Origin of the sequence: Cryobacterium sp. HLT2-28 (assembly GCF_004402495.1) — a bacterium.
In the GTDB taxonomy this organism is placed as follows: Bacteria; Actinomycetota; Actinomycetes; order Actinomycetales; family Microbacteriaceae; genus Cryobacterium; species Cryobacterium mannosilyticum.
Genome location: NZ_SOFH01000022.1, coordinates 106,135 through 132,325 on the forward strand (window position 1 = coordinate 106,135; position 26,191 = coordinate 132,325).

The window sequence follows — 26,191 nt, forward strand, 5'->3', positions numbered from 1 at the left end:
CCGGCCGAGCCCGAGCGCGTTCCGAATTCAGCGGTTGAGAGGCTGGCGCTGGGGAGGTCAGCAGTGGCAGTGGTCCTCGCCCGCTGCGGCCGGGGTGCTGGCCGGCACGTCGAGGACCGGGCTGCGGTCGAAGAAACCGTCCGGCTTGAGCTTGAACCCGGCGGTGTCGACCGGCATGATCGGCCAGTCCTCGATCCGCGGATAATGGGTCAGGCCGAAGGTGTGCCAGAGCACGATGTCCTGCCCGTCCAGGTCACGATCCGCCGCCAGGTAGGCGGGAAGACCGGCGCCACCCGCGTGCTGGTTGACGAAGTCCCCGGTGGGGTAGCGCTCCTCCTCGGCGAAACGGGTGATCCAGAGGTCCTTGGTCGCGAATGCCGCCCGGCGCGCGACCGACGATTCCTCGTCCGCGAGCAGGGTCGGCTGGCCCTGCGGGTAGAGCTTGTAGCCGACCGGCTCGCCGAGGCGGTTGAGCACGTTCGGGTTCGAGACCAGCCAGGTGCGGCCGTGCCGCATGTCCGCCTCGCGCACCCCGTCGGCCTCGCGGGCCACCACCGTGCGTTTGCGGGTGAAGGCGTTGCCGCGTTCGTTGCCGACTCCCATCGGCACCCGCACCGCCTCTTCTTCCTCGACCCGGTTGGTGAGCCCGTCGACGGCCATGTCCAGCCGGGCGCTGAACAGGTGCTGGTGGAACGGGGCGCCGAGCCCCGGGGCCAGCTCCGAGGCATACGGGTAGCCCTTGCCCGGGTACGCGCTGGTGAAGACGATGCCGGTGGCCTTCGCCTCGAACTCGATGGTGCCGTCGAGGTAGAGGTACCAGTAGAAGCCGTAGTCGTAGTTGCCGATGGTCGTGAAGAAGGAGATCACCAGGCGGCGGTTGCGGCGGGTGTACTCGATCCCGGTCCAGAGGTCGCTGTGCTTGGAGAGGATGCTCCAGTCCTCCTCGTGCATGCAGATTCCGTTGCGGATCTCCCGAGGGTTGCCGAAGCCGTCGGTGATGACGGGGCTGAGGTAGGTGATCTCACCGAGGCAGTCGCAGCCGAGTTCGAGCGAATTGGCGTACTGGCCGACCAGGTACTCACCGGTGTCGAAGTAGTTCTGCCAGGACCGCACGGGCGACGGATCGCCGTAGGGCACGACCATCTCCGCGATCGACGCCCGGCGGATGATCGACCGGCGCACCCCGGCATCGTCGAAGCCGATGTTGTGCAGCACGACGCCCTCGCGCACATCGAAGCCCACATCGAGGCTCCACTTCTCCCACTCGACGTGGTTCCCGCCGGTGACGGTGAAGCTCGGGCCCTCCGGCTGGGTGATCTCGATCGGCTTGAGCGTCTCCCGCAGCGGACCGGTGAGCGCGGGGTCGGTGTAGTTGCCGTGCTCGGCCGGGATCGGCACCACACCGTAGTCGATGACCTGGTCGACGGTCTTGCTCACAATGTCGACGTAGGCGACGAGCCCGTCGATCGGGTGGGCCCACGGACTGTCCTCCGGGAACTGCTGCACGAAGGCGAGCCCGCGCAGGATGCGCCGGCCCTTCTCCTCCGGATACTCGAACACGCCGGCCGACAGTGGGGCGACCCGCACGGTGGCGACATCCAGCCCGCGCGCGGCGAGCGCGGCCAGCCAGCGCGCGTCGTGGGTGAGAAGTTCCTCGACCGCGCCGAACTCCTCCTCGAGCACGGGCAGCTCCCCGGTGACCGCGGTGTCGAGCAGGGTGACCGATTCGACGGCCCGCCGGGTGGCCGAGACCGTGACGTCCCGGGGAGCGGCACCGGAGATGTCGTGCAGGAAGGCCCGGAAGCGCCGGTTCGGCTCGCCGGACTCCGCGCCCCGCGGCGGATCGAGCAGGCCCAGGTAGGCGAACCGCACGTTCTCCCCGAGCAGCCCGGCGTCACCCAGGATGGCCCTGACCGACTCGAGTTCGGCGGTGGTGGTCAGCGCGTGCGCACCGGCGAGCGGTGGCAACGCCGTGGTGGCGTCAGCGGAGGCGAGTGTCATGGGAACCCTTTCGAGGTTGTAGGCCGGGCAGGTGGATGCGCGGGCATCCAAATGCGTCACTGCATTTATTTCCTATGGTTGTAGAAGAATAGGGCTCACTATGCTCGGGGGCAAGGGTCAATTCCTGCGAGGACTGTCGGAGACGGGGAAGCATGCCAAAGGTTGTCGACCACGACCAGCGTCGGGTCGAGCTGGTCAACGCGACCTGGCGCATCATCGCCAGGCACGGCATCGAGGGTGCCACGATGCGCGAAATCGCAGCTGAGGCCGGGTTCGCGAACGGCGCCCTGAAGCCTTACTTCCCGACCAAGGACGACCTGCTCACCTTCGCGTTCGGGCACGTGTTCAGCCAGACCAGCGAACGGATGCGCGCCGCCACGACCGGGAAGACCGGACTCGTCGCACTGCGGGCCTACTGCCACGAGATCCTCCCCCTGGACGACATCCGGATCAGCGAGGCCCGGATCGTCATCCCGTTCTGGCAGAAGGCGCTCGGCGACCCGGCGAAGGCGACGCTGCACGACGCCTCCATGCTGCAGTGGCGGCAGGCCCTGCGCGCACTGCTCACCGAGTGCCGCGAGAGCGGCGAGGTGCACACACTGGTCAGCGACGCGGACATCGTCGGGCACCTGATGACGGTGGTGCTGGGCGCCCAGATCACGGCGGCCCTCTCCCCCGCCGACCACTCGCCGAACCAGCTGATCACCCAGCTCGACGGCTACCTCCAGCTGCTGGCGACGGGCGACTGATCCGCACCCTCGTTTTTCAACATCTGTCGAAAAAAGAGTGACTTTGCCGGCGAACCCGGCTAGGTTACTGCCACAGCGAGTCTGTACACGACGGCAAAGGAGCCCACCGTGACGATGACCATGGCCACCCAACCCACCCCGGTCGGCGGCAGCGCCGACTCTGTCCGCCGCGCGGAGGCGAACTCGTTCGGCGAGTGGCGCACCCTCGTCTCGGATTCGTTCGTTCCGCTCGAGGTGCGCACCGACGCCAGGGACTTCCACGGCACACTGCGCTCGCGGGTGCTCGACGACCTCTCCATCGTGGAGGTCACGGCCAACGGGCACCAGGTCCTGCGCACCCCGTCGCTCATCGCCAGGTCCGACCGGCAGTACTTCAAACTCAACCTGCAGCTCTCCGGCAGCGGGATCCTGATCCAGGACAACCGCGAGGCCACCCTCCGCCCGGGCGACCTCGCGGTCTACGACACGAACCGGCCGTACACCCTGGCGTTCGAACGGGACTTCCGCACCCTCGTGCTGATGTTCCCGCACGATGCGCTCGACCTGCCGGCGGATGCCATCGCGCAGCTCACCGCGGTGAGGATGGCCGGCGACGCCGGCCTCGGCCGGATGATCAGCCCGTTCATGGTGCAGCTGGCCGAGAACCTCGACGCCCTCTCCGGGGCGACCGGCCACCGGCTCGCCTACAACGCCGTGGACCTGGTCGCGACGATGTTCGAGAGCGAACTGAGCATCCGTCGCGACCCGGCGCCCGGAGCCCGCGCCGACCTGCTCACGAGCATCCACCGCTACATCGAGGCCGAGCTCGGCGACCCGGCGCTGTCACCGGCGGGGATCGCCGCGGCCCACTTCATCTCGCTGCGCCAGCTGCACAACGTGTTCCATGCGGCCGACACCACCGTGTCCGGCTGGATCAGGTCCCGGCGGCTGGAGCACTGCCGCCGGGATCTCCGGGACCCGATCCTGTCGCCCCGCTCGGTCGGCGTGATCGCCGCGCGCTGGGGGTTCATCGACGCCGCGCATTTCAGCCGGATCTTCCGCACCGCGTTCGGCGAACCGCCCAGCAGCTACCGCCGCGGCTGACCGGGAACCCGGCATCCGTTTCATCACTGGTCGTCAACTGCCCTACCCGGAATGGCAACTCCGCGACCGGGCCTTCGGGCAGAGTCGTCACACCGGCACCGCCGGCGACACCGGCTGCACCCGCCGGCCGGCGCCCTCACCCCCTGAATTTTCGTTGTCAACTCGATGAGGAGTACCCCATGACGACCACCCGCACCGAGGCCGAACCGGAGACCACCCTGCACAAGGGCAGGCTCGGCGTGATCGGCATCGTCTTCTTCGTGGTCGCCGCCGCGGCCCCGCTCGTCGGGATGACCGGCGCGGTTCCCGTGGCGATCGTGCTCGGCAACGGGGCGGCCGCCCCGGGGGCCTACCTCATCGTCGGAATCACCCTGCTCCTCTTCAGCGTCGGCTACGCGGCGATGAGCCAGCGGGTGACCAACGCCGGCGCCTTCTTCGCCTACGTCGGCCGCGGCCTCGGCAAACACCTGGGCACCGCCTCGGCGTTCGTGTCGATCCTCGCCTACCTGGCCATCCAGCTCGCGATCTACGGTTTCTTCGGCGGGCTCCTGGCCGCCCAGGTCGGACTGCTCCCCTGGTGGGCCTGGACGCTCCTCGCCTGGGTCCTGGTCACCCTGCTCTCCCTGCTCAGCGTCGACGTGGGCGCCAAGGTCCTCGGCGTGCTCATGCTGCTCGAGCTCACCGCCCTCATCGTCACGTCGGTCGCGATCCTCGCCGACGGCGGGCCGGAAGGCATCAACGTCTGGGCCTCGTTCAACCCGACCGCGATCCTCGCCGGCGGGCTCACCGGTTCGGCCGGGATCGCCTTCGCGTTCGCGTTCGCCTCCTTCATCGGCTTCGAGGCCACGGCCATCTACGGGGAGGAGTCCAAGGACCCCAAGAAGGTCGTGCCGCGGGCGACCTACCTGGCCGTCGGTGTCATCACGGTGCTCTTCGCGCTCACGGCCTTCGCCATGGTGACCGGGATGGGCGCCTCCGCCGTCGTCGAGAAGACCGTGGAGCTCTCGACCCTCGACGGCGTGCCGCTGGCCGACCCCGCCGCCGTGCTCTTCGCCCTCGCCACGCAGTACGTCGGCCCGTGGATGGCGACCCTGATGGGGATCCTCGTGCTGTCCAGCCTGTTCGCCGGGTTGCTCGCCTTCCAGAACGCGTCAGGCCGTTACCTGTTCGCGCTCGGTCGCGGCGGGGCCCTGCCCGCGCCGCTCAGCCACGTGAACCCGCGCGGCGCCCCGAGCACGGCGTCCCTGGTCACGTCGGTCGTCACCGGGCTCGTCATCGCGGCCTTCGCGGTCTTCCAGCTCGACCCGGTGCTGAACATGTTCTACTGGTTCAGCGGTCTCGCCGTCGTCTCGATCGTGCTGATCGAGGTCCTCGTCTGCATCGCCATCATCGTCTACTTCCACCGGAACAACGGCAGCGAGAACCCGTTCCAGACGGTCATCGCGCCGGTCCTCGCCGCGATCGGCCTGGTTCTCGGCGAATACCTCCTGATGAGCCGGTTCGGGCTCCTCGCCGGCACGGTGGCCGAGGGCGTCGACCCCACGACGACCTCGTGGGGCCTGAGCCCGATCGGCTGGGTCCTGGTGGCGCTGCCGTTCGCGCTGCTCGCCGCCGGCTACGTGCTGTCTCTCGTCACCCACAGCGAGAACGAGGAACTGGTCATGGACGTGCTGTCCTGACAGTGGTCGATCGGGTCACCGGTCGGGCGTTCAGCCGCAGGTTCAGCCGGCCAGGCCGGTGTGGCGGATGCCCCAGCGCACCGTCCAGGTCTCGCCGGGTTCCAGCCAGCGCAGGCCGGCCCCCGTGTTGAAGGCGTTCGCCGGCGCCGTCATCGGCTCCACCGCGACCGCACGTCCCGGGGTCGGCCCGTCGGGGGTGTCAACCGGAAAGGCCCGTGGGGTGAAGACCTGCACGTAGCGCATATTCTCGTCGCCCCAGAGGATGACGCTGCGGCCGTCGGGCGCGGTCAGCGAGTGCTCCACCGCACCCTTGACCTCGTCACGCGAGTCGTCGTCAAGCTCGTCGCCGTGACCGATCGCGGTGGTCTCCCGCATCGTGGCGGTGAAGCCGTCGTCAAGGTCAAGCTCACGCACGAGGCGGCCAGCACGCAGGTCGTAACCGGTGCCGTCCACGGCCGTCTCGCCGACCGGATTCAGCCGCTCGTCCACCAGGATGCGGGTGCCGGCCGCCACCGTCAGGGTCAGGTCGTCGGTGGGCACCCCGCCGATCTTGAGGTACGGATGTGCTCCGATGGCCACCGGAGCGGCATCCGTGCCGACGTTGCGCACCGTGTGGGTGACGTCCAGCCCGTCGTCGGTGAGGGCGTAGGTGACCGTGGTGTCGAGCTGGAACGGGTAGCCGAGTCGGGGGAACACCGTTGCGGCCAGGGTGACGGCATCCGGGCTACGGTCGAGCAGCCGATAGGGCGAGGCGTAGAGCAGCCCATGGATCGCGTTCTGTTCGATCGGTTCGTTCAGCGGAAGCCGCCGCTCAACACCGCGATGGAGCCAGACGCCGTCGCGGATGCGGTTCGGCCACGGTACGAGCACGATGCCCGCCGACTTGGGCGGGATGACCTCGGCCGGGAATGACTCGACCAGGTCTATGCCGTCCACGGAATATGCCCGGAGTCCGGCCGCGACCTCGGTGATGATCGCCCTGGCCGGCCCGCTCGGAGAGGCCGCCCGCAACTCGTACTGTGTTCCTGTCGCTGCTCGCATGACTTCAGACTATGCCCGGCTGGAGAACGGTCAGACCGGCGTCGCGGAGGGGCGTCAGCCGATCGAACGGGGCGTCGGCATCCGTCACCAGGGTGTCGAATGAGGTCAGCGCCCCGATCCGGCCGAGGTGTACCTGGCCGAGCTTCGAACCGTCGGCCACGACGATGGCCCGGGTCGCGGCGGCGAGCATGAGCGTCTTGATGCCGGCCTCCGGAAGGTTGATATTGGTCACCCCGCGCTCCGCGTCCACCCCGTTGCAGCCGATGAAGGCCAGGTCCGCGTGCACCTGGCCGAGCACGGTCTGGGCCATCGGCTCAACCAGGGAATGCTGCAGGGGGCGCAAAGACCCGCCGGTGACGATGACGGTGAACCGGGGAATGGCCGGTTCGAGCTCGAGCGCGATGCTGAGCCCGTTCGTGATGATCACGACATCGGTCAGTTCGGTTCGGGCCAGCAGCGCCCGCGCCACCGCGAGCGTGGTCGTTCCCACGTCGAGGATCACGCTCTGGCCGCTGGAAACGAGCGAGGCGGCCAGAACGCCGATCTGCTGCTTGGGCAGCACGGATGCCGCCAGCGCCTCTTCAAAGGAGGCCTCCCGGTCTGGTCTGATGCCGGCTCCCGTCGTCGGCGCCGGCACCGCCCCGCCGTGCACGCGCTGGAGGGACCCGGCCGCCTCGAGGGCGTCGAGGTCGCTCCGGGCTGTCACTCCGGACACCCCGAATGCCTCACGGAGCTCGCTGACCCGCACGAACCCCCGCTCGTCGACGAGCATCCTGATGCGCTCCCGCCGCTGGTGCGGCGGCAGGGCACCCCGATCGGCTTGCAGTTCCGGGTGCTGGTCCTTCGACGATTCTGATTCGGGCATAGAGCCATCTTCACTTAGTTTGCTTTGGTTTTCAATCCGAAACCTCTGGTTTCTGATACGCAAATTTGTTATCGTGGTCAGTGCCATGAATACAGAAGACTTCGTCGCCGACACCGGCATCATCCGTCACCGCCACACTCTCGCGGACGGCCGCGACCTCATCTACTTCGATGACCCGGGCACCACGCTTCCCCCGGAGCGGGCCGCCGACCTGCGCGAGCTCGATCCGCGCCCCGCGACGGCCCGGATGCGCCAGGACCCGCTGAGCGGGGAATGGGTGTCGATCGCCGCGGCCCGCCAGAACCGGGTCTTCCTGCCTCCAGCGCACCTCGACCCGCTGGCCCCCTCGACGCCGGAGAACCCGTCGGAGGTGCCGAGCAACTACGACGTGGCCGTGTTCGAGAACAAGTCGCCCTCGTTCGGACCGCTGCTGAGCGATGCCGACGCCCCCGCCGGTCTCGACGACCTGGCCGCGATCGGCCTGGGCCGCATCCGCACCTCGGTCGGCCGCTGCGAGGTCGTCTGTTTCAGCCCGGCCACCGAGGGCTCGTTCGGCAGCCTCTCGGTCACCCGTGCCCGCACCGTGATCGAAGCCTGGGCGGAGCGCACCCACGCGCTCTCGCAACTGCCCGGGATCGAGCAGGTGTTCCCGTTCGAGAACCGCGGCGAGGCGATCGGCGTCACCCTGCACCACCCGCACGGCCAGATCTACTCCTACCCCTACGTCACACCGCGCAGCCAGCGCGTGATCGCCTCCCTCGACTCCTACGGGCCGACCCTGTTCGCCGACATCCTGGCCAGCGAGCAGGCCGGGGACCGGGTCATCCTGACCGGCGAGCACTGGACCGCGTTCGTGCCGTTCGCCGCCCGCTGGCCGATCGAGGTGCACATGCTCCCGCACCGCCACGTGCCCGACTTCGCCGGAACCACGCTCGCCGAACGCGACGAGCTGGCGGTGCTCTACCGACGTCTGCTGCGCGGGATCGACGCCATCTACGCCACGCCGACGCCGTACATCGCCGCCTGGCACCAGGCCCCGGTGAACACCCGGCGCGACGAGATTCGGCTGATGCTGCAGGTGACGAGCCCGCGCCGGGCCGAGGACAAGCTGAAGTTCCTGGCCGGTTCGGAGGCCGCCATGGGCGCCTGGATCGGCGATGTCACCCCCGAGCAGGCTGCTGCGACGATTCGCGCGGCCCTGGAACGATCCGATGCGGCGGATGCCGCGGCGGACGCCGCCCTCACCGGCGCGGACGCCGCCGGCCCGAATGCCGCCGGCACGAATGCCGCCGGCCCGGATGCCGCCGGCCCGGATCCCGCCGGCCCGGCCGCACCGGCCGCCAACCTCCCCGGAAAGGCCCAGTCATGAGCGACCTCCACCAGACGGTGACCACCGGCTTCCAGACCCGGTTCGACACGGAGCCGACCGGCCTCTGGTCGGCCCCCGGCCGGGTCAACCTGATCGGCGAGCACACCGACTACAACGACGGCTTCGTCTTCCCGTTCGCAATCGACCGCCGCACGGTCGTGGCGCTGGGGGTGCGCGCCGACCGGCTGGTCCGCGTGGCCAGCTCCTTCGCCGAGGAGACCGTCGAGCTGTCACTGGACGACCTCACCCCCGAGAACCTCGAGGGCTGGTCGGCCTACCCGCTCGGTGTCGCCTGGGCGCTCGGCCAGTTCGGCGCCGACCTGGCCGCCGTGGCCGGCTTCGAGGTGTTCATCGACTCGGACGTGCCGATCGGCGCCGGGCTGTCCTCCTCGGCCGCAATCGAAAGCGCGGTCGCGGTCGCCCTCAACGACGTCTGGCAACTCGGACTGGACCGGCGCGTGCTGGCCAGGGTCGGGCAGCTGGCGGAGAACCGCGCCGTCGGGGCGCCGACCGGCATCATGGACCAATCCGCCTCCCTGCTCGGCCGGGCCGACGCGGCCGTGTTCCTCGACTGCCGGAGTCTCGCCGCCGAGGTCATCCCGCTCGGTTTCGACGCGGCCGGGCTCGAACTGCTCATCATCGACACCCGGGTGAGCCACGCCCACTCCACCGGCGGCTACGCCTCCCGCCGGGCCTCCTGCGAGAAGGGCGCCCAGCTGATGGGAGTGTTGTCACTGCGGGACCTCGACGTGGACGACCTCGCCCGGGCCCGCGACCTGCTCGACGACGAGACCTTCCGCCGGGTACGGCACGTGGTCACCGAGAACCAGCGCGTGCTCGACACCGTTCGCACCCTCCGAGAGCAGGGCCCGACCGCGATCGGCGCCCTCCTGGACGCCTCGCACGTGTCCATGCGCGACGACTTCGAGATCTCGGTGCCCGAGCTCGACCTCGCGGTCGAGACCGCCCGGGCCACCGGAGCGATCGGCGCACGGATGACCGGCGGCGGGTTCGGCGGGGCCGCGATCGCCCTCACCCCGCACGCCCTGATCCCGGCCGTCACGGCCGCCGTCACGGCCGCCTTCGCCGCCCGCGGCTTCGGCACGCCCGACCTGTTCGTCGTGCGTGCCGCCGACGGTGCCGCCCGCGAACAGGACTGACGCCTCCCCTCCCCTCCCCTCCCCTCCATACCTCCCTCACCCTCACCTCCCACACCTCCCTCGCCTCCCACACCTCCCACACCTCCCATACCTCCCTCGCCGAACTGTGAGAAAGACCGCCCAAGCCCCCGGCAAAGGGTGGACTTTCTCACAGCTCGGCGGTGCTCGGGACGCTTGGAGGAGCAGGACGTTCAGGGGTGCGGGACGTTCAGGGGTGCGGGACGTTCAGGGCGCCACGACGGTCGGTTCGCCGGCGGTGATCCGCACCAGCTCGTCGAAGGTGGTCGGGAAGACGGTGTGGGCATGGCCCGCGGCGGCCCAGACCACCGGGAACTCGGCGAGCGCGACATCCACCAGTGTCCGAAGCGGCGACGGATGCCCCACCGGGGCGACCCCGCCGATCACCTGACCGGTGGCAGCCTTGACCATGTCCTTCGACGCGCGACCGATGGTGCCGCCGAGGCGCTCCCCCAGCCACTGCGCGTCGACCCGGTGGGCGCCGGAGGTCAGGACCAGCAGCGGCTCGTCGTCGAGCAGGAAGACGAGCGAGTTCGCGATCGCGCCGACCTCGATGCCCAGCGCGGCCGCGGCGGCCGGCGCGGTCGTGGCCGCGTCGTCGAACCAGCGGATCTCGGGATCGAGGCCGTGGCCGCGAAGTGCCGCACGCACCCGGTCGACGGCAGGATGAGCGGTGTTGACCATGCAGCCAGACTAGACGTCCCACCCGGCCTCTGCCGGCATCCGCCGTTCCTCGCCCGCCCCACCCGACCCCAGCGCCGCTGAACCTTCGCCGAACTGTGAGTAGAGCCGACTTTGCCGGCAAGAAAGGGCGCATTTCTCACAGTTCGGCGGGGCGGATACGGGGCAGAGGAGGGGCAGATGCGCGGGCGACGCCGGACGCGAGTTCGGCCGCGCGGGGAGGCCGCGCACTAGGCTGGCGCATATGACTGCCGACAACGCCGCCCGCATCATCACCCTCTCCGACCGCCCCGGACCGAGCGTGGCCGCCACCGCGTTCGTCGCCCCCGGCGCCGTGCTCGTCGGCCACGTCATCCTGGCCGAGCACGCCAGCATCTGGTACAACGCGGTGCTCCGCGCCGAGGCCGAGCCGATCCGGATCGGGGCCGGCTCGAACCTGCAGGACAACGTCTCCTGCCACGTCGATCACGGCTTCCCGCTGATCGTCGGCCAGGGCGTCTCCGTCGGCCACGGCGCCGTGCTGCACGGCTGCACGATCGAGGACGACGTGCTCGTGGGCATGTCGGCGACCATCCTCAACGGCGCCGTCATCGGCGCGGGCTCCCTCATCGCCGCGGGGGCCGTCGTGCTCGAGGGCAGCGTCGTGCCGCCGCATTCGCTGGTCGCCGGCGTGCCGGCGAAGGTGCGCCGGGCGCTGACGGATGACGAGGTGGCCGGCATCCGTCACAACGCCGAGGCCTATCTGGAGCACTCGGCCCTGCACTCCGGCTCCCTCGCCGCCACGCAGGACTGAGCCGCACCCAGGCCTGAGCCGCACCCAGGCCTGAGCCCGCAGGGGCCGACTCGAACGGCGAGCCGGCACCCTCAGCCGGCACCCCCAGCCGGTCAGTCCAGGACGACCGGCGCCAGTTCGTCCCAGACGTTGCCGGGTCCCGGGTTCTCGGCCGCCGATTGCCCGCCGAGGTGCCGCACGGTGCCCCAGACCGCGTTGAGGGCCGTGGTCACCGCGCCCTCGGCCCAGCCCGCGGTGAAGGAGATGTCGTCGCCGGCGAGGAAGACGCCGCGCTGCGCCTCCGGCAATCCGTCCTGCACGAAGTGCCCGAAGAGCCGTTCCTGGTAGCGGTAATGACCGGGCAGGTTGTTCTTGAACGCGCCCATGAAGTTGGGGTCCGCCTCCCACGACACCGTGATCGGCTCACCCACGATGTGGGAGGCGATGTCCACGGTGGGGTAGATTTTCTTCAGCGAGTGCAGCATGAGGTCGGTGCGCTCGTCCGCGCTGAGCGAGAGGAACTTCAGCGCGTCGTCGTTCCAGGTGTAGGAGAGCAGGATGACCGCGGGCTTGTCCGGGCCGTCGTCGAGCAGGTAGGTCGCCCGCGGCAGCCGGTCGGTCAGCGTCATGCTCAGCACGTGCCGGCCGGTCTCCGGGTCGATGTCGTTCCAGAACGGGCGGTCCACCATGACGAAGGTCTTGGACGACTGCATGTAGTGGCTGCGCTCGATCGCCGTCCACATCTCCGGCGCGAAGAGGGTCTCCTCCGTGTCGATCCGGGCGGAGAGCAGCCAGGACTGGCAGGTGACGATGGCCGCCTCGAATTCGCGAGTCGCCCCCCACTTCTCGGTGATCCGGATGCCGCCGTCCTCGCCCCGCTTGATCGAGGCGACGGCGCCGCGCGGCACCCCGCCGTTCAGGCTCGCGACCGAGGTGCCCTTCGGCCAATGCACCAGGTCGTCGGGGGCGTGCGACCAGAGGCCGTCGGGCAGCCTCTGCGCCCCGCCGAGGATGCGCCGGTGCTTGTCGTCCGCGTCGGTGAAGACCACCCGCAGGATCTCGAGGATCGAGTTGGAGAAGTCGGTATCCCAGCCGCCGGTGCCGAAGCCGACCTGCCCGAAGGCCTCCCGGTGGGCGAAGGACTTCTCCCTGAACGCGGCGCTGCCGGCAATGAAACCGTAGAAGGTCTGCTCGTCGAGTTCGGCGACGATCCGGTTCCAGATCCGCTTGATCGTGGCGACGTCACGGGTGCGGAGAGCGTCCTGCATGGCATCGAAGTCGACCTCCTCGCGCAGGGCCCGCCGCCAGGCCTCGGCAACCTCGGTGAAGAACGGCGGCAGGTCGTCGGCCGTCTCCGCATAGTGGGCCTTGCCCTCCAGCTCGATCAGAGTGCTCGGCGTCACGGCGGACAGCGGATTCGGGAACTCCCGGGTCTCCAGGCCGACCGTGTCGACGTAGTGGTAGAACGCCTTTCCCGACTCGGGGAAGCGCATGCCGCCGAGGTCGGCGACCACGCCGGGCGCCGCAGAGAACTCGGCCGTCTTCAGCCGGCCGCCGATCCGGGCGGCCTCGTAGACGATCGGCTTCAGGCCCAGCCGGAGCAGCTCGTAGGCGGCGATCACGCCGGACAGCCCGGCGCCGACGACGGCCACCTCGGTGCCCAGCTTGAGGTCGGGCACCCGGCCGAGCCCGGCCGGGTGCGCCAGGTAGCGGTCGTAGCTGAACGGGAAGTCCGGGTTAAGCATGGTGATCGGCGGGCGCGCGGCCTCGCCGGGCACCGGCGGGTGAGGGAGTTCGGATGCCATTGTCATTGTGATGCCTTCACGGTCGACAGGGAGAAGTCGGATGCTTCCGCGTAATCCTCGGCGCTCAGGGCACCGACGACGGAGTGCTTCCGACCGTAGAGGAAATACAAGCCGGTGCCAATGAGCATCCAGATTCCGAAGACCAGCCAGGTGGTGCCGCCCAGGGTGATCATGAGCAGGACGCACATGGCGAAACCCGCGATCGGGACCAACGGGTAGAACGGGACCTGGTAGGAGCGCCGGAGTTCGGGCCGTGCCCGGCGGAGGTAGATCACGGAAAGGTTGACCAGCGCGAAGGCGCAGAGCGTGCCGATGCTGGTCGCATCGGCGAGCTCGCCGAGAGGGATCAGGGCGGCGGCGACCGCGACAACGATCCCGACGATGAGGGTGCCGGCGACGGGGGTGTTGGTGCGCGGGGAGATGCGGCCGAACACCCTGGGCACCATGCCGTCCCGGGACATGGTCATCAGGATCCGGGTCTGGCCGTAGAGCACGGTCAGCACGATGCTGGCGATGGCGATCACGGCCCCGACGGAGAACAGCAGGGCGACCCACGGCTGCCCGGTGAGCTGCTGCAGGATGACGACGAGGGACGCCTCGCCGCTGTGGAACCAGGTCCACGGCCGGGCCCCGATCGCGGCGACCGCGACCAGGATGTAGATGCCGGTGATGATCAGCATCGACAGGATGATGGCCTTCGGCAGATCGCGCTGGGGGTTCCGGGCCTCCTCCCCCGCGGTGGAGGCGGCGTCGAAGCCGATGTAGGAGAAGAACAGCCGGGATGCGGCCGCGGAGATCCCGGCGACTCCCATCGGGGCGAGCGGTTCGAAGTTCCGGGCGGAGAAGGCAGTGAACGCGATCGCGACGAAGATGAGCAGGATGACGATCTTAACGCCGACCATCACCGTGTTCACCCAGGCGCTTTCCTTCGCGCCACGGATGAGCAGCAGCATCGACAGGATCACGAGACCGGCGGCGGGCAGGTTCACCACTCCGCCGAAGCCGGGCGGCTGGGCGATCGCGTCCGGCAGGTGCAGGCCGAACGTCGCGAGGCTCTCGTTGATGTACTGGCCCGCGCCGACGGCGACGGCAGCGATCGACACGGCGTACTCGAGCACCAGGCACCACCCGCAGACCCAGGCGATGCCCTCGCCCATGGTCGCGTAGACGTAGGAATAGCTCGAACCGGATGCCGGCACGCAGCTGGCCATCTCGGCGTAGGACAGGGCGGAGAGCAGGGCCGCGACCCCGGCGACCAGGAAGGCGATCCAGATCGCCGGCCCGGCGAGCGGGATCGACGCACCGAGGATCACGAAGATGCCGGTGCCCAGAGTGGCGCCGACGCTGATCATGGTGAGCTGCCAGAGGCCGAGGCTGCGCTTGAGGTCCCCATGCGGCAGGGGCGACTCGTCGGGGTGCGGAAGCAGGTCGATCGGTTTGCGCCGGCCCAGCTGGGCGCGCAGGGAGGTTTTCGCCTCGGTTCGGGGCAGGCTAGTGGTCGTCATTGACAGTCCGTTCCGACGTTGAAGATGGTGGTGTCGTCAGCGTAGGTTGCGGGATTGCCCGGCCCGGCGGGCGGAGTGCCCGGCGCTGCCCGGTTCGGTGGCCATTCGCACCAGCGGGCTGCGCGGGGATCAAATTGACGGGCTCCAATGCTGCAGGCATGATGGGACGATGCTGCCAGCCTCAACCGACGGGCTGCCGACGATAACCCTTGTCCAGCTGCTCTCGCGGCTGGCCGGGCGGGTCAGGGCCGTACCTGCGACGGCCCCTCCCACCCTACTGCGGTGGGTTGCCTGCAGCGAGCTGGCCGACCCTGCCCCGTTCCTGCTCGGCGGCGAGCTGCTCCTCACCGCGGGCACCCCGATCACACCGGGCGACGCGGCGGGCATCCGTGACTACGTCGCCCGCCTCGTGGCGGCCCGGGTCGGCGCGCTCGGCCTCGGCCTCAGCCCGGTGCATTCCGAGGTGCCGCCCGAACTGGTCGACGCCTGCGCCGATGCGGCCCTGCCCCTGCTCGTGGTGGCCCAGGGCACACCGTTCGTCATGGTCACCCGCACCTTCGCCGAAATCCTCGAGCTCAAACGCATCGAGACCCTCAAATCGCTCGCCGACACGAACAAGCGCCTGATGCGGGCCACGATGCAGCCCCGGCCGGAGCACGAGCTCCTGATGGTGGCAGCCGAACGCCTGGCCACCTGGGCTGTGCTGTTGGGAGTCAACCGGCAGGTCAGGGCGCAGTCGCCCGGCGCGCCCGACGCGCACCGGCTCGCCCCGGTGCTCGACCGACTCCTGACCGGATCCGGACCCCGGGTGGCGGTCGACCTCGCCGACGAGACCGGGCTCGCGGCGGTGGCGCATCCGGTGAGAAGCGTCGACGGCACGAACCTGGGCGCGCTGGTCGTGGGGCACCGGCCGGAGTGGGGCGCCGCCGAGCAGAGCGTGCTGGGTTCGACGGTGGGCCTGGTGGAACTGCTGGCCCGCCAGCGCGCGGCCGGCGACATCGCCCCGGCGCAGCTCGCGGTCACCCTGCTGCTGGACTCCGCCCCCGAGCCCGCCGCCCTAGCCGACCTGGTCGCGCACGCGGTGGGACTGGAGCAGGCGGCGCCGCTCCGGGTCGTCGTCGGCGTGGCCCCGGCCGGCGAGGCGCCCCTGGCCGCACCGGACGCCCTCGCACGCCTGCTCGCCTGGCGCGGACTGTTCGCGACCCGGCTCGCGGCCCTCACCGGCGAGGGCGTGGTGGCGATCACGGCGCTGGCCGTGACCCGCGCCGACCTGGCCCCGCTCGAGGAGCTCGGCTGGGTGTTCGTGGTCGGCCGGGCCGTCGCCGCCCGCGACCTGCCGGGGTCCCACGATGAGGCCGCCGCCCTGCGCCACCGGGCGGTCTCGGATGCGAGGTCCGTGCTGGTCGAGGACGGCCACCGGGACGTGCACGCCTTCATCGGCCGCGAGGCCGGGCAGGTCTTCGCGCGCGCCCTGCTCGAACCGGTCACGAGCCTGCCCCCTGCCCGGGCGGAGCTGCTGCTCGGTGTGCTGCGGGCCTGGTTGTCCCAGAACGGCAACTGGGACGCATCCGGTCGTCTCCTCGGCCTGCACCGCAACAGCGTGCGCCGGCACGTGCTGCAGGCCGGCGCGGTGCTCGACCGCGACCTCGATGACGCCGAGGTGCGCGCCGAGCTGGTGATCGCGCTGCGCTACCTGGGCTGACCGGGGCACCGGGGCTGACCGGGGCAGACCCGGGGGCCGGGGCTCAGGCGGGGCCGGGGCTCAGGCGGAGTTGCCGCCGCGGTCGTGCTCCGCGTCGGTCCAGGACCGGTACAGCTCGGGCCGGCGGTCGGCGAGATAGTCCACGTCGGGTCCGGCGGCCGTGACGGTCGCGTAGCTGAGGCCCGTGGCCCGGCCGGCGTCCGCGACGATGTTGCCGTCGGGTCCGACGATCACGCTGGCCCCGGCCAGGTCGAGCCCGGCCTCGACCCCGACGTGGTTGGCGTAGGCGACCGTGACGGCGTTCTCGAGGGCCCGGGCCGGCACGAGCACCCGGGCGACGTTCTCATACCCGCGGGTCAGCGCCGTCGGCACGAGCACGAGGGTCGCGCCGTGCAGGGCGGCGTCACGCACGACCTCGGGGAACTCCACGTCATAGCAGATCAGCAGGGCGATCTTCAGGCCGAGGAAGTCGACCACCGGAGGCGGTGCGGTGCCGGGCCGGAAGCTCGCCCGTTCCTCGGGCCCGAACAGGTGCGACTTCACGTATCGCGCCAGCACCCGGCCGGTGCGGTCGACGAGGGCGGACGTGATCCCGCGCGCCTCAGCCGGTCCCTGGCCGGGCGCGCTGAAGACGAGGGCGATGTCGTGCCGGGCCGCGATGCCGGCCAGGTCCCGGTCGAGGTCGGCGGCCGCAGCGGCCGTGACCGAGTCGCGGATCAGCTCGGGGGCGTACCCGGTGGCGAAGAGCTCGGGGGTGAGCAGCAGGTCGGCGCCGGCCGCCCTGGCCTCCCCGGCCGCCTGATCGAGCATGGCGAGGTTCGCCGGGAGGTCCAGCGGTTCGGCCCGGCCCTGGAACAGGGCCAGTCGCACGCTCGGTCCGGTCCCCGGCGCGGGCGCAGGCGCGGGCATCGCACCGCTCATCGCTGTCGGCTCTGACATGGCTGGCGACCTCCGGTTTCACGCTCGTTCTCCCGAGCGTAGTTCAGGGCGGCCCGTCAGGGGCGCAGGGCCTGCTCGGCGGCCTTGACGACGTTGCTCAGCAGCATGGCACGGGTCATCGGCCCGACGCCGCGCGGGTTGGGCGAGAGGTGGCCGGCGACCTCGGCTACATCCGGATGCACGTCCCCGGTCAGCCGGCCCTTGCCGGTCTCCGGGTCGGTCACCCGGGTGATGCCCACATCGAGCACGGCGGCGCCCGGCTTGACCCAGTCGGCCTGGATCAGGTGCGGCACCCCGACCGCCGCGACGACGATGTCGGCGCGACGCACCTCGCCGGCCAGGTCGACGGTGCGCGAGTGGGTGAGGGTGACCGTGGCGTCCAGGCCCTTGCGGGTGAAGAGCAGGCCGAGCGGTCGGCCGACGGTGAGGCCGCGGCCGACGACGACGACCTTGCGGCCGACGATCGGCACCTCGTAGCGGCGCAGCAGTTCGACGATGCCCGCCGGGGTGCACGGCAGGGGGGAGCGCAGTTCGCCCTCGATGCCGAGCACCAGCCGGCCGAGGTTGGTCGGGTGCAGGCCGTCGGCGTCCTTGGACGGGTCGATGAGTTCGAGCATGGCGTTGTCGTTGTGGCCGACGGGGAGCGGCAGCTGGATGATGTAGCCGGTCACCTCGCGGCTGGCGTTGAGGTCCTTGATGGCGGCGCGGACATCCGCGCTCGTCGCCGACCCCGGCAGGTCGATCCGGATCGACTCGATGCCGACTTCGGCGCAGTCGCGGTGCTTGCCCGCGACGTACGAGCGGGAGCCCGGGTCGTCGCCGACGAGCAGGGTGCCGAGCCCGGGCACGACCCCGTGCGCCCGCAGGTCGGTGATGCGGTCGATCAGTTCGTTCTTGATCGTCGTCGCGGTCGCGACGCCGTCGAGGGTGATTGCGCTCATGGGTGATCCAATCCTTCAGAACTCGCGACCGCGGCAGAACTCCGCACTCGCCAAACCAATTCGGCCGTTCCGCCCGGTCGAATTCGACGGAGATTCTGGCTGAAAACCCTTGATACGGGCTTCAAACCCACGATTTTCCCAAAATCTCCGTCGAATTTGACCAGACAGGGGCTACTGCTGCAGGCCCGGGTACAGCGGGAAGGCCTCGGTGAGCACCTTGACCCGGGCCCGGAGACCCTGGATGTCGGCGTCCGGCTTGAGCGCCTCGGCGATCACGTCGGCGACGACGGTGAACTCGGCGTCGTCGAAGCCTCGGGTCGCGAGGGCGGGTGTGCCGATCCGCAGGCCGCTGGTGACCATCGGCGGGCGCGGGTCGAACGGGACTGAGTTGCGGTTGACCGTGATGCCGACGTCGTGCAGCGCGTTCTCCGCCTGCTGGCCGTCGATCGGCGAGTTGCGGAGGTCCGCGAGCACAAGGTGCACGTCGGTGCCCCCGGTGAGCACGTCGACTCCGCCGGCCTTCGAGTCGTCGGCGGTGAGCCGGGCGGCGAGGATGCTGGCGCCGCGGAGGGTGCGCTCCTGGCGCTCCCTGAACTCGGGTTCGCCCGCCAGCTTGAACGCGGTGGCCTTCGCGGCGATCACGTGCATCAGCGGGCCGCCCTGCTGGCCCGGGAAGACGTTGGAGTTCAGCTTCTTCGCCAGGGTCATGTCGCGGGAGAGGATGAAACCGGAACGCGGTCCGGCGAGCGTCTTGTGCACGGTGCTGGAGACGACATCCGCGTAGGGCACGGGCGAGGGGTGCAGGCCGGCGGCGACGAGGCCGGCGAAGTGGGCCATGTCGACCCAGAGCAGGGCGCCGACCTCGTCGGCGATCTGGCGGAAGGCCGCGAAGTCGAGGTGGCGCGGGTAGGCCGACCAGCCGGCGATGATGACCTTCGGCTTGTGCTCGAGGGCCTTGTCGCGCACCACGTCCATGTCGACGCGGAAGGTCTCCGGGTCGACGCCGTAGGCGACCGGGTTGTAGAGCTTGCCGGAGAAGTTGAGCTTCATGCCGTGGGTGAGGTGGCCGCCGTGGGCGAGCTCGAGGCCCAGGATGGTGTCGCCGGGCGTGGCGATGGCGGCCAGCACGGCGGCGTTCGCGGTGGCGCCGGAGTGCGGCTGCACGTTCGCGTATTCGGCGCCGAAGAGGGCCTTCGCGCGGTCGATCGCGAGCTGCTCGGCCACGTCGACGTACTCGCAGCCGCCGTAGTAGCGGCGGCCCGGGTAGCCCTCGGCGTACTTGTTGGTGAGCACGGAACCCTGCGACTGCAGGATGGCGCGGGGCACGAAGTTCTCGCTGGCGATCATCTCGAGGTAGTCGCGCTGGCGGCCGAGCTCCTGCTCGAGCACGGCGGCGATCTCGGGATCGACGACCTCGAGGGGCTCGTTGAACGTGGAGTTCAGAACGGTGGATGGCACGGGATCGGACACGGGGTCTCCTTAGACGAATTGGTTAACGACGTGATGATTAATCGTCGTGGCCCAGGCGTGCGGCCACTAACCGTGTCAGTCGCTCCCCGATGGTGACCCATCTTTCGTGCTACGCCAGTTGCGACAGGCTCGATCCTATCAGTCGCGACGGGGAGGCTGCCGGTCAGCCGGGGCGAACTCGTCGACGAAGAGCAGGTCGGGTCGCGACGGGCCCTGGGCATAGGCGGCCCGGGCCACCAGATGCGCCGCCATCGGTGCGGTGAGGAGCTGGAAGGCGACGATGGCCACGACCAGGGTGACCGTGCCGAGGCTGAAGTCGTTCACCGCGATGTCGGCCGTCACCGCGATCAAGCCAAAGATCTGCGGTTTGGTGGCCGCATGCAGCCGGCTGAGCACGTCGGGAAAACGGATGACGCCGACCCCGGCCGCGAAGCACATCACGGCCGCCGCGAGCACGAGCACGGCGGTCACGCCGTCCCGCACCAGGTCGTTCACGAGTCGCCCCTGCCGGTGAGGAACCGGGCGACGCTGAGCGAGCCGAGCACGGCGAACAGCGCGAGCACCAGCAGCACGGGGAGGTTGTCGGTGTGCCGGCTGACCGCCATTTCGGCGCCGAGCGCGCAGATCACGGTGGCGACGAGCACGTCCGAGGCGACCACCCGGTCCAGCACGGTGGGACCGCGGACGATCCGGTAGACGGCGCAGAGCGCGCCCGCGCCGAACAGGACCCCGGCGACAATGACCACGATCTCCATCATCAGGCTCCGTCACGATGGTCGGGGGCGGCAGCCGCCCCGGCGGGGCAGGCCCTGATCCGTTCGACGTCCTCACGTGAACCGAAGGCCCGCACGATCCGCCGCTCGGTTGCGAGCACGCTCGCCCGGAACCGATCGGCCTGCCCGGCGGTGTGCACGTTCAGCACGTGCAGGTAGAGGGTCGAGCTCACCCGGTCGACGTCGACCACGATCGAGCCCGGCACGACCGAGGTGGCCACGGCGGTCCAGGTGAGGATCAGGTCACTGCGCGTGTTCAGCCCGACGGCGAGGATGGCGTTGCCGGGGCGGTACCGCGGCGAGAGGGCGAGCGCGGCCACCTGCACCGAGGCCCGCACGATGTCGGCGAGCAGGCGGAGGAGGAACCGGGCGCTGTGCCACGGGTTCAGCCGCCCGCTCAGTTGCACCGCGGGCAGGTAGAAGATGATCGAGACCAGCCCCGCGACCAGCGTTCCGGTGAGGAGCTCGAGCCAGCCGAACCGGCCCCAGAGCAGCATCCACAGGGCGACGAGCCCGAGGAACAAAGGTGCCTGGCTCACCGCGGCGGCGAGGCGTTGCCGGGGGGTGCTCATGGCGTTCCGTTCGGGAAGACGGCGTCGAGGTAGGTGGCGGGGGCCTCGATGTCCGCGGCGGCGCGGGCGGCGAAGGCGAAGACGGGGCCGGCGAAGGCGGTCAGGCAGAGCGTGAGCGTGAGCATGGCCGCCGTGGCCCCGACCATCAGTGGTGACACGGTCTTGGTGATGACCGTGCCCTCATCGTGCGGGTCGTCGGCGAGTCGGTCGAGCATGCTCGACTCGTAGTTCTCCACCTCGCGGCGGGGACGCCAGAACGCCATGTTCCAGGCCCGGGTCAGCGCGTACAGGGTGAGCAGCGAGGTGGCCGCGCCCGCCGCGAGGCCCGCGTAGGCCAGGGGTGTGCCCAGTTCGGCTCCGGCCTGGAACAACGCGAGCTTGCCGAGGAAGCCGGAGAACGGCGGGATCCCGCCGAGGTTGAGGGCGCCGATGAAGAAGAGCACGGCGACGACGGGCGCGGCCTTGAGCATCCCGCCGAGCCGGGCCAGCGAGGTGGTGCCGCCGACCCGTTCGACCAGGCCGGCGCAGAGGAACAGGGTGGTCTGCACGGAGATGTGGTGCGCCAGGTAGAAGATGGTCGCCGCGAGGGCGAGCGGGGTGCCGAGGGCGATTCCGAAGATGAGATAGCCGATGTGGCTGACCAGGGTGAACGACAGCATCCGTTTGATGTCGGCCTGGGCGAGCGCGCCGAGGATGCCGACCAGCATGGTGAGCATCGCCACCACCAGCAGCGGAACCGAGAACGGGTTCTCGGGGAAGAGCAGCGTCTGGGTGCGCAGGATGGCGTAGACGCCCACCTTGGTGAGCAGGCCGGCGAACACGGCGGTGACGGGGGCCGGGGCTGTCGGGTAGGAGTCCGGCAGCCAGAACGACAGCGGGAACACGGCGGCCTTCACCGAGAAGGCGAGCAGCAGCATCAGCCCGAGGATGAGCTGCACCCCGGACGGGAGCGCCGGGATGCGTTCGGCCAGCAGGGCGAGGGTCACCGTGCCGGTCGCGCCGTAGATCAGCGCGATCGCGCTGAGGAAGAGCACGGAGGAGACCAGGCTGACGACGATGTAGGTGACGCCGGCCCGGATGCGCGCTCCCGTGCCGCCGAGGGTGAGCAGCACGTAACTGGCCGAGAGCAGCATCTCGAACCCGACGTAGAGGTTGAACAGGTCGCCCGCGATGAACGCGTTGAACAGGCCGGCCGCCAGCACCAGGTAGCTGGGGTGGAAGATCGACACGGGGGTCTCGCTGTCGCCGTCGACGATGCCCTGGCCGACCGCGAAGAGCAGCACGCCGAGCAGCATCAGCGCCGAGATCAGCAGCATCAGGGCCGACAGCCGGTCGACGACGAGAACGATCCCCCACGGCGCCTGCCAGCCGCCGACGTGCACGACGGCGGGGCCGTGCCGGTCGACCAGAACGAGGAGCACCGCGCCGGCCAGCACCACCAGGGTCAGCGAGACGACGCTCACCGCGATCTGCCGGCTGTGCCGCCGGCCGAGGGCGAGGGTGATCGCCGCGCCGATCAGCGGGATCGCGACGACGAGGGGCACCAGGATGGTCATCGCGTTCACCGGGCCTCCTCCTCGCCGGCGTCGAGGGACGCCTGCACGGCGTCGTCGTCGTCCGAGGAGGAGCGGAAGTTCTCCTCCGCCGACGACGTGGTCTCGCCGGCGTGCTCGTCGGCGAGGTCGTCGCCCGCGTCGCCGAGCCGGGCCAGCCACCAGGACCGGTAGATCAGGGCGAGGATGAGCGCCGTGATCCCGAAGTTGATCACGATGGCCGTCAGCATCAGCACCTGCGGCACCGGATCGGCCATCCCCGCGTCCTGGACGGTGCCGGTGATGATCGGGGAGCCGCCCGGGCGGCCGCTCATCAGGAAGATGAGCAGGTTGGTGGCGTTGCCGACGAGCACGAAGCCGATCAGCACCCGGGTGAGGCTGCGCTCGAGCATGATGTAGACGCCCGCGGCGTAAAGCACGGCCATCAGCACCACCAGGGTCAGGGACGCGCTCACGGCAGCACCACCAGGGTCCGGGACGCGCTCACGGCAGCACCTCCGGCGCCGGCGCGCTCACGGGGGCGGATGCGGGTTCCGCCTTGTTCGATTCGCGCGCTTCGCCCGCTTCGCTCTGCCGGTCGATCTCACTGCCGAGGCTGCGGAGGATGTCCAGGGCGAGCCCGATCACCACCAGGTAGACCCCGATGTCGAAGAGGGTGGAGGTGCCGAAGGAGAGGTGCCCGAGCACGGGCACCTCGACGGCGGCATAGGCCGATTCCAGGGGGATTCCGGTGAAGAAGAGGGACGCCACCGCCGTGCCGACCGCGAGCACGACGCCGAACCCGAGGAGCTTTCCCGGGTCGATCGGCGCCGCCTCGCCGAGCTCGTAACGGCCGCCGGCCAGGTAGCGGGAGACGAGCGCGAGGCCGGCCAGCAGACCGCCGGCGAACCCGCCGCCCGGCGCGTTGTGGCCGGCGAAGAGGAGGTAGACCGACACGATGATCGCGGGGTGGAAGAGCAGGCGCACCAGCACCTCGATCAGGATCGACCGGTCACCCTCGGGCATCGTGCGGCCGGCCAGCAGGAACGACTGACGACTCACGGCGTGGCCGGCGGACGACGCCTGCGGGTCGGCGACGATGCGTCGCCGGTTGCGCGGCGACCGCTGGCTTCGGGAGCCCTTCAGCCGCGGCAGCGGCACGGCCCGCCCCGACACGAAAAGCAGGCTGGCGACGCCGGTGGCGACGACGATCAGCACGGCGATCTCCCCCATCGTGTCCCAGGCCCGGATGTCCACGAGCATGACGTTGACGATGTTGGTGCCGTGGGCCTCGAGCGTCAGGCGCGGCAGCTCCGCAGCGATGCCCGGGTCCTGGCGGGCGCCGAGGGCGATCACCGCGATGGTGCCCATCACCCCACCGACCAGGACGCCGATCAGGGCGCGCCGCCGCCGGTGGGCCGGGCGGTTGTGCTGGATGATCCGGGGCGGCAGCCGCCGCAGCACCAGCACGAAGACGACGAGGGTCATGGTCTCGACCAGCGCCTGGGTCAGGGCGAGGTCGGGGGCGCCGTGGAGGGCGAACAGCGCCACGAGACCATAGCCGGTGACCCCCGCGAGCAGCACCGACGTCATCCGTTTGACCACCCGGGCGGCCGCGACCGCCGCGACCGCCATCACCAGGGCGATCAGAACCTGGCCCGGGTAGTCCCAGGGCACGAGCGTCTCGGGCCAGCTGCGGTTGACCGACGCCGCGAAGCCGAGGGCGAGCACGAAGACGACCAGGATCGTGCCCAGGTACTGCGGGAGGCCGCCGTGCTGGGCGAACCGGGTGACCCGGGCCGCCGAACGGTCGACGGCCCGCACGAGGGACCCGTAGCCGCGCCCGGCGTCGATCCAGGCCGGCACCCTCGCCTGCGCCCGGGCCACCCGCAGCCGCTGCCAGAACAGGGCGGCGCCGGCCAGCACGACGACGGTGCTGATCAGGAAGGCCGGCTCGAGTCCGTGCCAGAGCGCCAGGTGGTAGTCGCCGCCGCCGGCCACCGTGTCCGCGTAGGGCGAGAGCATCGGGTCGAGGAGGCCGCTCAGCGGTCCGAACGCGAGGGTGGCGACGGAGAGCAGGCCCGGCGCGAGGGCGAAGTCCCACCGGCTCGGGTGCAGCGCGGTGGGCGCCATCGCGGACCGGGTGCCGAACGCGCCCCAGAAGAAACGGATGCTGTACGCCACGGTCAGCACCGAGCCGAGGCCCGTGCCCAGCAGGGCGACCCAGCCCCAGCCGTCGCCGGCCAGGCCTGCCTCGAGGAACGCGGTGAACACGGCCTCCTTGGCGACGAAGCCGAGCAGCGGCGGCAGCCCCGCCATCGACGCGGCGGCGATGAGCGCGATCACGGCGAGCGCGGGTGCGCTGCGGCCGAGGCCGGAGAGCCGTCGCAGGTCGCGGGTTCCGGCGCGGTGGTCGATGATGCCGACGACAAGGAAGAGCGCCGCCTTGTAGAGGGCGTGGGCGAGCAGGAGCGCCGCCCCGGCGAGCGCCGCGTCCCTGCTGCCGAAGCCGACGACGACCATGATGAAGCCGAGCTGGCTGACGGTGCCGTAGGCCAGCACCAGTTTGAGGTCGTGTTTGCGCAGCGACCGCCATGCGCCGACGAGCATGGTCCAGACGCCGATCGTCACCAGCACGGGCAGCCAGCCGTCGGTGTCCGCATAGCCGGGCGCGAGCCGGGCGACCAGGTAGATGCCGGCCTTGACCATCGCCGCCGCGTGTAGGTAGGCGCTGACCGGGGTGGGGGCGGCCATCGCCGCCGGCAACCAGAAGTGGAAGGGCACCAGCGCCGACTTGGAGAGGGCGCCGACCAGGATCAGCAGCACCGCCCAGCCGGCGACCGGTCCGGTGACCGGCTCGGCCACGAGCAGCGCAAGCGAGGTGGTGCCGGCCGCCACGCTGAGCAACACCACGCCGACGAGCATGACCAGCCCGCCGAACGTGGTCACCAGGAGCGCCTGCAGCGCCGCGCCCCTGCTCTCCCGTTTGACGGTGTAGTGGCCGATCAGGAGGTAGGAGAGCACGCTGGTGATCTCCCAGAACATGAACATCACCACGATGTCGTCGGCGGTGACCAGCCCGTACATGGTGCCCGCGAAGGCGAGCAGGCAGGCGGCGAAACGGCCGAGGGCCGGCTCGTCGGCGACGAAGTAGCGCGCGCAGTAGACGAGCACGAGCGCGCCGATCCCGGTGACGACGAGGGCCAGCAGCCAGGCCAGCGAATCCACGCGGAAGGAGAGCGCCACGCCGAGCTGCGGGATCCACGGGATGCTCTCGGTGGCCGCCCCGCCACGGGTTACGAGCCCGGTCTGGCCGAGGGTGAAGGCGAACGCCGCCGCCGGGAGCAGGGCGATCAGGTAGAACACGCGGGGGCCGAGGCGACGGGTCAGGGCCGGCGTGAAAAGGGACAGGATCAGAAAAATCAGGAGGATTGTCGCCATGCGGCCTCCCGGCTCTCCCCGTCAGAGTGTCAGATCCAGTGTACCGGATGCCTGCCTCGGGTTGCCCCGTCCGGGGGTCCCCGACAGGAGCCG

General features: G+C 70.4%; 22 protein-coding genes and 1 riboswitch. Of the genes, 7 read left to right on the forward strand and 15 right to left on the reverse strand.

Translation table 11 applies throughout. The features are described 5' to 3' along the window. Nucleotides 1-57 precede the first annotated feature (57 nt). Entirely contained in the window at nt 58-2,001 is a 1,944-nt protein-coding gene (locus tag E3O48_RS11270; RefSeq protein ID WP_134538942.1) for a primary-amine oxidase, read from the reverse strand. Nucleotides 2,002-2,153: 152 nt separating this feature from the next. On the opposite strand from E3O48_RS11270, the gene E3O48_RS11275 reads away from it, so the two are divergent. The 3 genes from E3O48_RS11275 (at nt 2,154) to E3O48_RS11285 (ending at nt 5,512) form a co-directional block, all read left to right on the forward strand. Continuing rightward, a complete protein-coding gene (locus tag E3O48_RS11275) occupies nt 2,154-2,750 on the forward strand; it encodes a TetR/AcrR family transcriptional regulator (RefSeq protein WP_134506768.1) in 597 nt (198 codons plus the stop codon). Nucleotides 2,751-2,864: 114 nt separating this feature from the next. Then, nucleotides 2,865-3,833: a helix-turn-helix domain-containing protein gene (locus E3O48_RS11280; protein WP_134538944.1), complete on the forward strand. Its 969-nt coding sequence runs from the start codon at nt 2,865-2,867 to the stop codon at nt 3,831-3,833. A gap of 179 nt (nt 3,834-4,012) precedes the next feature. Then, the gene (locus E3O48_RS11285; RefSeq protein WP_134538894.1) at nt 4,013-5,512 is read left to right on the forward strand and encodes an APC family permease; all 1,500 of its coding nucleotides are present in this window, start codon (nt 4,013-4,015) and stop codon (nt 5,510-5,512) included. A gap of 42 nt (nt 5,513-5,554) precedes the next feature. On the opposite strand, the gene E3O48_RS11290 is transcribed toward E3O48_RS11285, so the two are convergent. After that, entirely contained in the window at nt 5,555-6,553 is a 999-nt protein-coding gene (locus E3O48_RS11290) for an aldose 1-epimerase family protein (protein ID WP_134538896.1), read from the reverse strand. 4 nt (nt 6,554-6,557) lie between these two features. Continuing rightward, nucleotides 6,558-7,418, reverse strand: coding sequence for a DeoR/GlpR family DNA-binding transcription regulator (locus E3O48_RS11295; RefSeq protein WP_134538898.1), 861 nt, complete (start codon nt 7,416-7,418; stop codon nt 6,558-6,560). Nucleotides 7,419-7,503: 85 nt separating this feature from the next. Between E3O48_RS11295 and galT the strand changes: the two genes are divergently transcribed. Together galT and galK are read left to right on the forward strand one after the other, a co-directional pair. Further along, the gene (galT, locus tag E3O48_RS11300) at nt 7,504-8,787 is read left to right on the forward strand and encodes a galactose-1-phosphate uridylyltransferase (RefSeq protein ID WP_194088067.1); all 1,284 of its coding nucleotides are present in this window, start codon (nt 7,504-7,506) and stop codon (nt 8,785-8,787) included. Next, nucleotides 8,784-9,947, forward strand: coding sequence for a galactokinase (galK, locus tag E3O48_RS11305; RefSeq protein WP_134538900.1), 1,164 nt, complete (start codon nt 8,784-8,786; stop codon nt 9,945-9,947). The genes galT and galK overlap by 4 nt, the downstream gene beginning before the upstream one ends. Before the next feature lie 225 nt (nt 9,948-10,172). Here the strand turns inward: galK and E3O48_RS11310 are convergent, their stop codons facing one another. After that, entirely contained in the window at nt 10,173-10,649 is a 477-nt protein-coding gene (locus E3O48_RS11310) for a YbaK/EbsC family protein (RefSeq protein ID WP_134506756.1), read from the reverse strand. Between the two features lie 241 nt (nt 10,650-10,890). On the opposite strand from E3O48_RS11310, the gene E3O48_RS11315 reads away from it, so the two are divergent. Then, a complete protein-coding gene (locus tag E3O48_RS11315) occupies nt 10,891-11,439 on the forward strand; it encodes a gamma carbonic anhydrase family protein (protein WP_134538901.1) in 549 nt (182 codons plus the stop codon). 92 nt (nt 11,440-11,531) lie between these two features. Here the strand turns inward: E3O48_RS11315 and E3O48_RS11320 are convergent, their stop codons facing one another. Both E3O48_RS11320 and E3O48_RS11325 read right to left on the reverse strand, forming a co-directional pair. Beyond that, nucleotides 11,532-13,229 (reverse strand): NAD(P)/FAD-dependent oxidoreductase, encoded by a 1,698-nt coding sequence (locus E3O48_RS11320; RefSeq protein ID WP_134538903.1) that lies wholly within the window; start codon nt 13,227-13,229, stop codon nt 11,532-11,534. Then, on the reverse strand, nt 13,226-14,728 hold the full coding sequence (locus tag E3O48_RS11325) for an APC family permease (RefSeq protein ID WP_134538905.1): 1,503 nt from the start codon (nt 14,726-14,728) through the stop codon (nt 13,226-13,228). The genes E3O48_RS11320 and E3O48_RS11325 overlap by 4 nt, the downstream gene beginning before the upstream one ends. Before the next feature lie 169 nt (nt 14,729-14,897). Between E3O48_RS11325 and E3O48_RS11330 the strand changes: the two genes are divergently transcribed. Then, nucleotides 14,898-16,430, forward strand: coding sequence for a PucR family transcriptional regulator (locus tag E3O48_RS11330; RefSeq protein WP_134538907.1), 1,533 nt, complete (start codon nt 14,898-14,900; stop codon nt 16,428-16,430). A gap of 60 nt (nt 16,431-16,490) precedes the next feature. Here E3O48_RS11330 and E3O48_RS11335 read toward each other — a convergent pair whose 3' ends face one another. The 9 genes from E3O48_RS11335 to E3O48_RS11375 all read right to left on the reverse strand — a co-directional run bounded on the left by E3O48_RS11335 (nt 16,491) and on the right by E3O48_RS11375 (nt 26,098). Then, nucleotides 16,491-17,369 (reverse strand): nitrilase-related carbon-nitrogen hydrolase, encoded by an 879-nt coding sequence (locus E3O48_RS11335; RefSeq protein ID WP_241982505.1) that lies wholly within the window; start codon nt 17,367-17,369, stop codon nt 16,491-16,493. 56 nt (nt 17,370-17,425) lie between these two features. Continuing rightward, nucleotides 17,426-18,310, reverse strand: a complete 885-nt coding sequence (locus E3O48_RS11340; protein ID WP_134506746.1) for a bifunctional methylenetetrahydrofolate dehydrogenase/methenyltetrahydrofolate cyclohydrolase — start codon at nt 18,308-18,310, stop codon at nt 17,426-17,428. A gap of 171 nt (nt 18,311-18,481) precedes the next feature. Then, on the reverse strand, nt 18,482-19,780 hold the full coding sequence (gene glyA / locus E3O48_RS11345; RefSeq protein WP_134538909.1) for a serine hydroxymethyltransferase: 1,299 nt from the start codon (nt 19,778-19,780) through the stop codon (nt 18,482-18,484). A 42-nt stretch (nt 19,781-19,822) separates the two neighbouring features. Continuing rightward, nucleotides 19,823-19,912: riboswitch (ZMP/ZTP riboswitch) on the reverse strand. A gap of 6 nt (nt 19,913-19,918) precedes the next feature. After that, on the reverse strand, nt 19,919-20,275 hold the full coding sequence (gene mnhG, locus E3O48_RS11350; protein WP_241974490.1) for a monovalent cation/H(+) antiporter subunit G: 357 nt from the start codon (nt 20,273-20,275) through the stop codon (nt 19,919-19,921). Further along, on the reverse strand, nt 20,272-20,538 hold the full coding sequence (locus tag E3O48_RS11355; RefSeq protein WP_370249826.1) for a monovalent cation/H+ antiporter complex subunit F: 267 nt from the start codon (nt 20,536-20,538) through the stop codon (nt 20,272-20,274). Before E3O48_RS11355 ends, mnhG begins: the two co-directional genes overlap by 4 nt. After that, on the reverse strand, nt 20,538-21,125 hold the full coding sequence (locus E3O48_RS11360) for a Na+/H+ antiporter subunit E (RefSeq protein WP_134538911.1): 588 nt from the start codon (nt 21,123-21,125) through the stop codon (nt 20,538-20,540). The genes E3O48_RS11355 and E3O48_RS11360 overlap by 1 nt, the downstream gene beginning before the upstream one ends. Then, entirely contained in the window at nt 21,122-22,681 is a 1,560-nt protein-coding gene (locus E3O48_RS11365; protein ID WP_134538949.1) for a Na+/H+ antiporter subunit D, read from the reverse strand. The genes E3O48_RS11360 and E3O48_RS11365 overlap by 4 nt, the downstream gene beginning before the upstream one ends. A 5-nt stretch (nt 22,682-22,686) precedes the next feature. After that, nucleotides 22,687-23,133, reverse strand: coding sequence for a sodium:proton antiporter (locus E3O48_RS11370; protein WP_134506738.1), 447 nt, complete (start codon nt 23,131-23,133; stop codon nt 22,687-22,689). A 28-nt stretch (nt 23,134-23,161) separates the two neighbouring features. Then, nucleotides 23,162-26,098, reverse strand: coding sequence for a Na+/H+ antiporter subunit A (locus tag E3O48_RS11375; protein ID WP_134538913.1), 2,937 nt, complete (start codon nt 26,096-26,098; stop codon nt 23,162-23,164). Nucleotides 26,099-26,191: the final 93 nt, after the last annotated feature.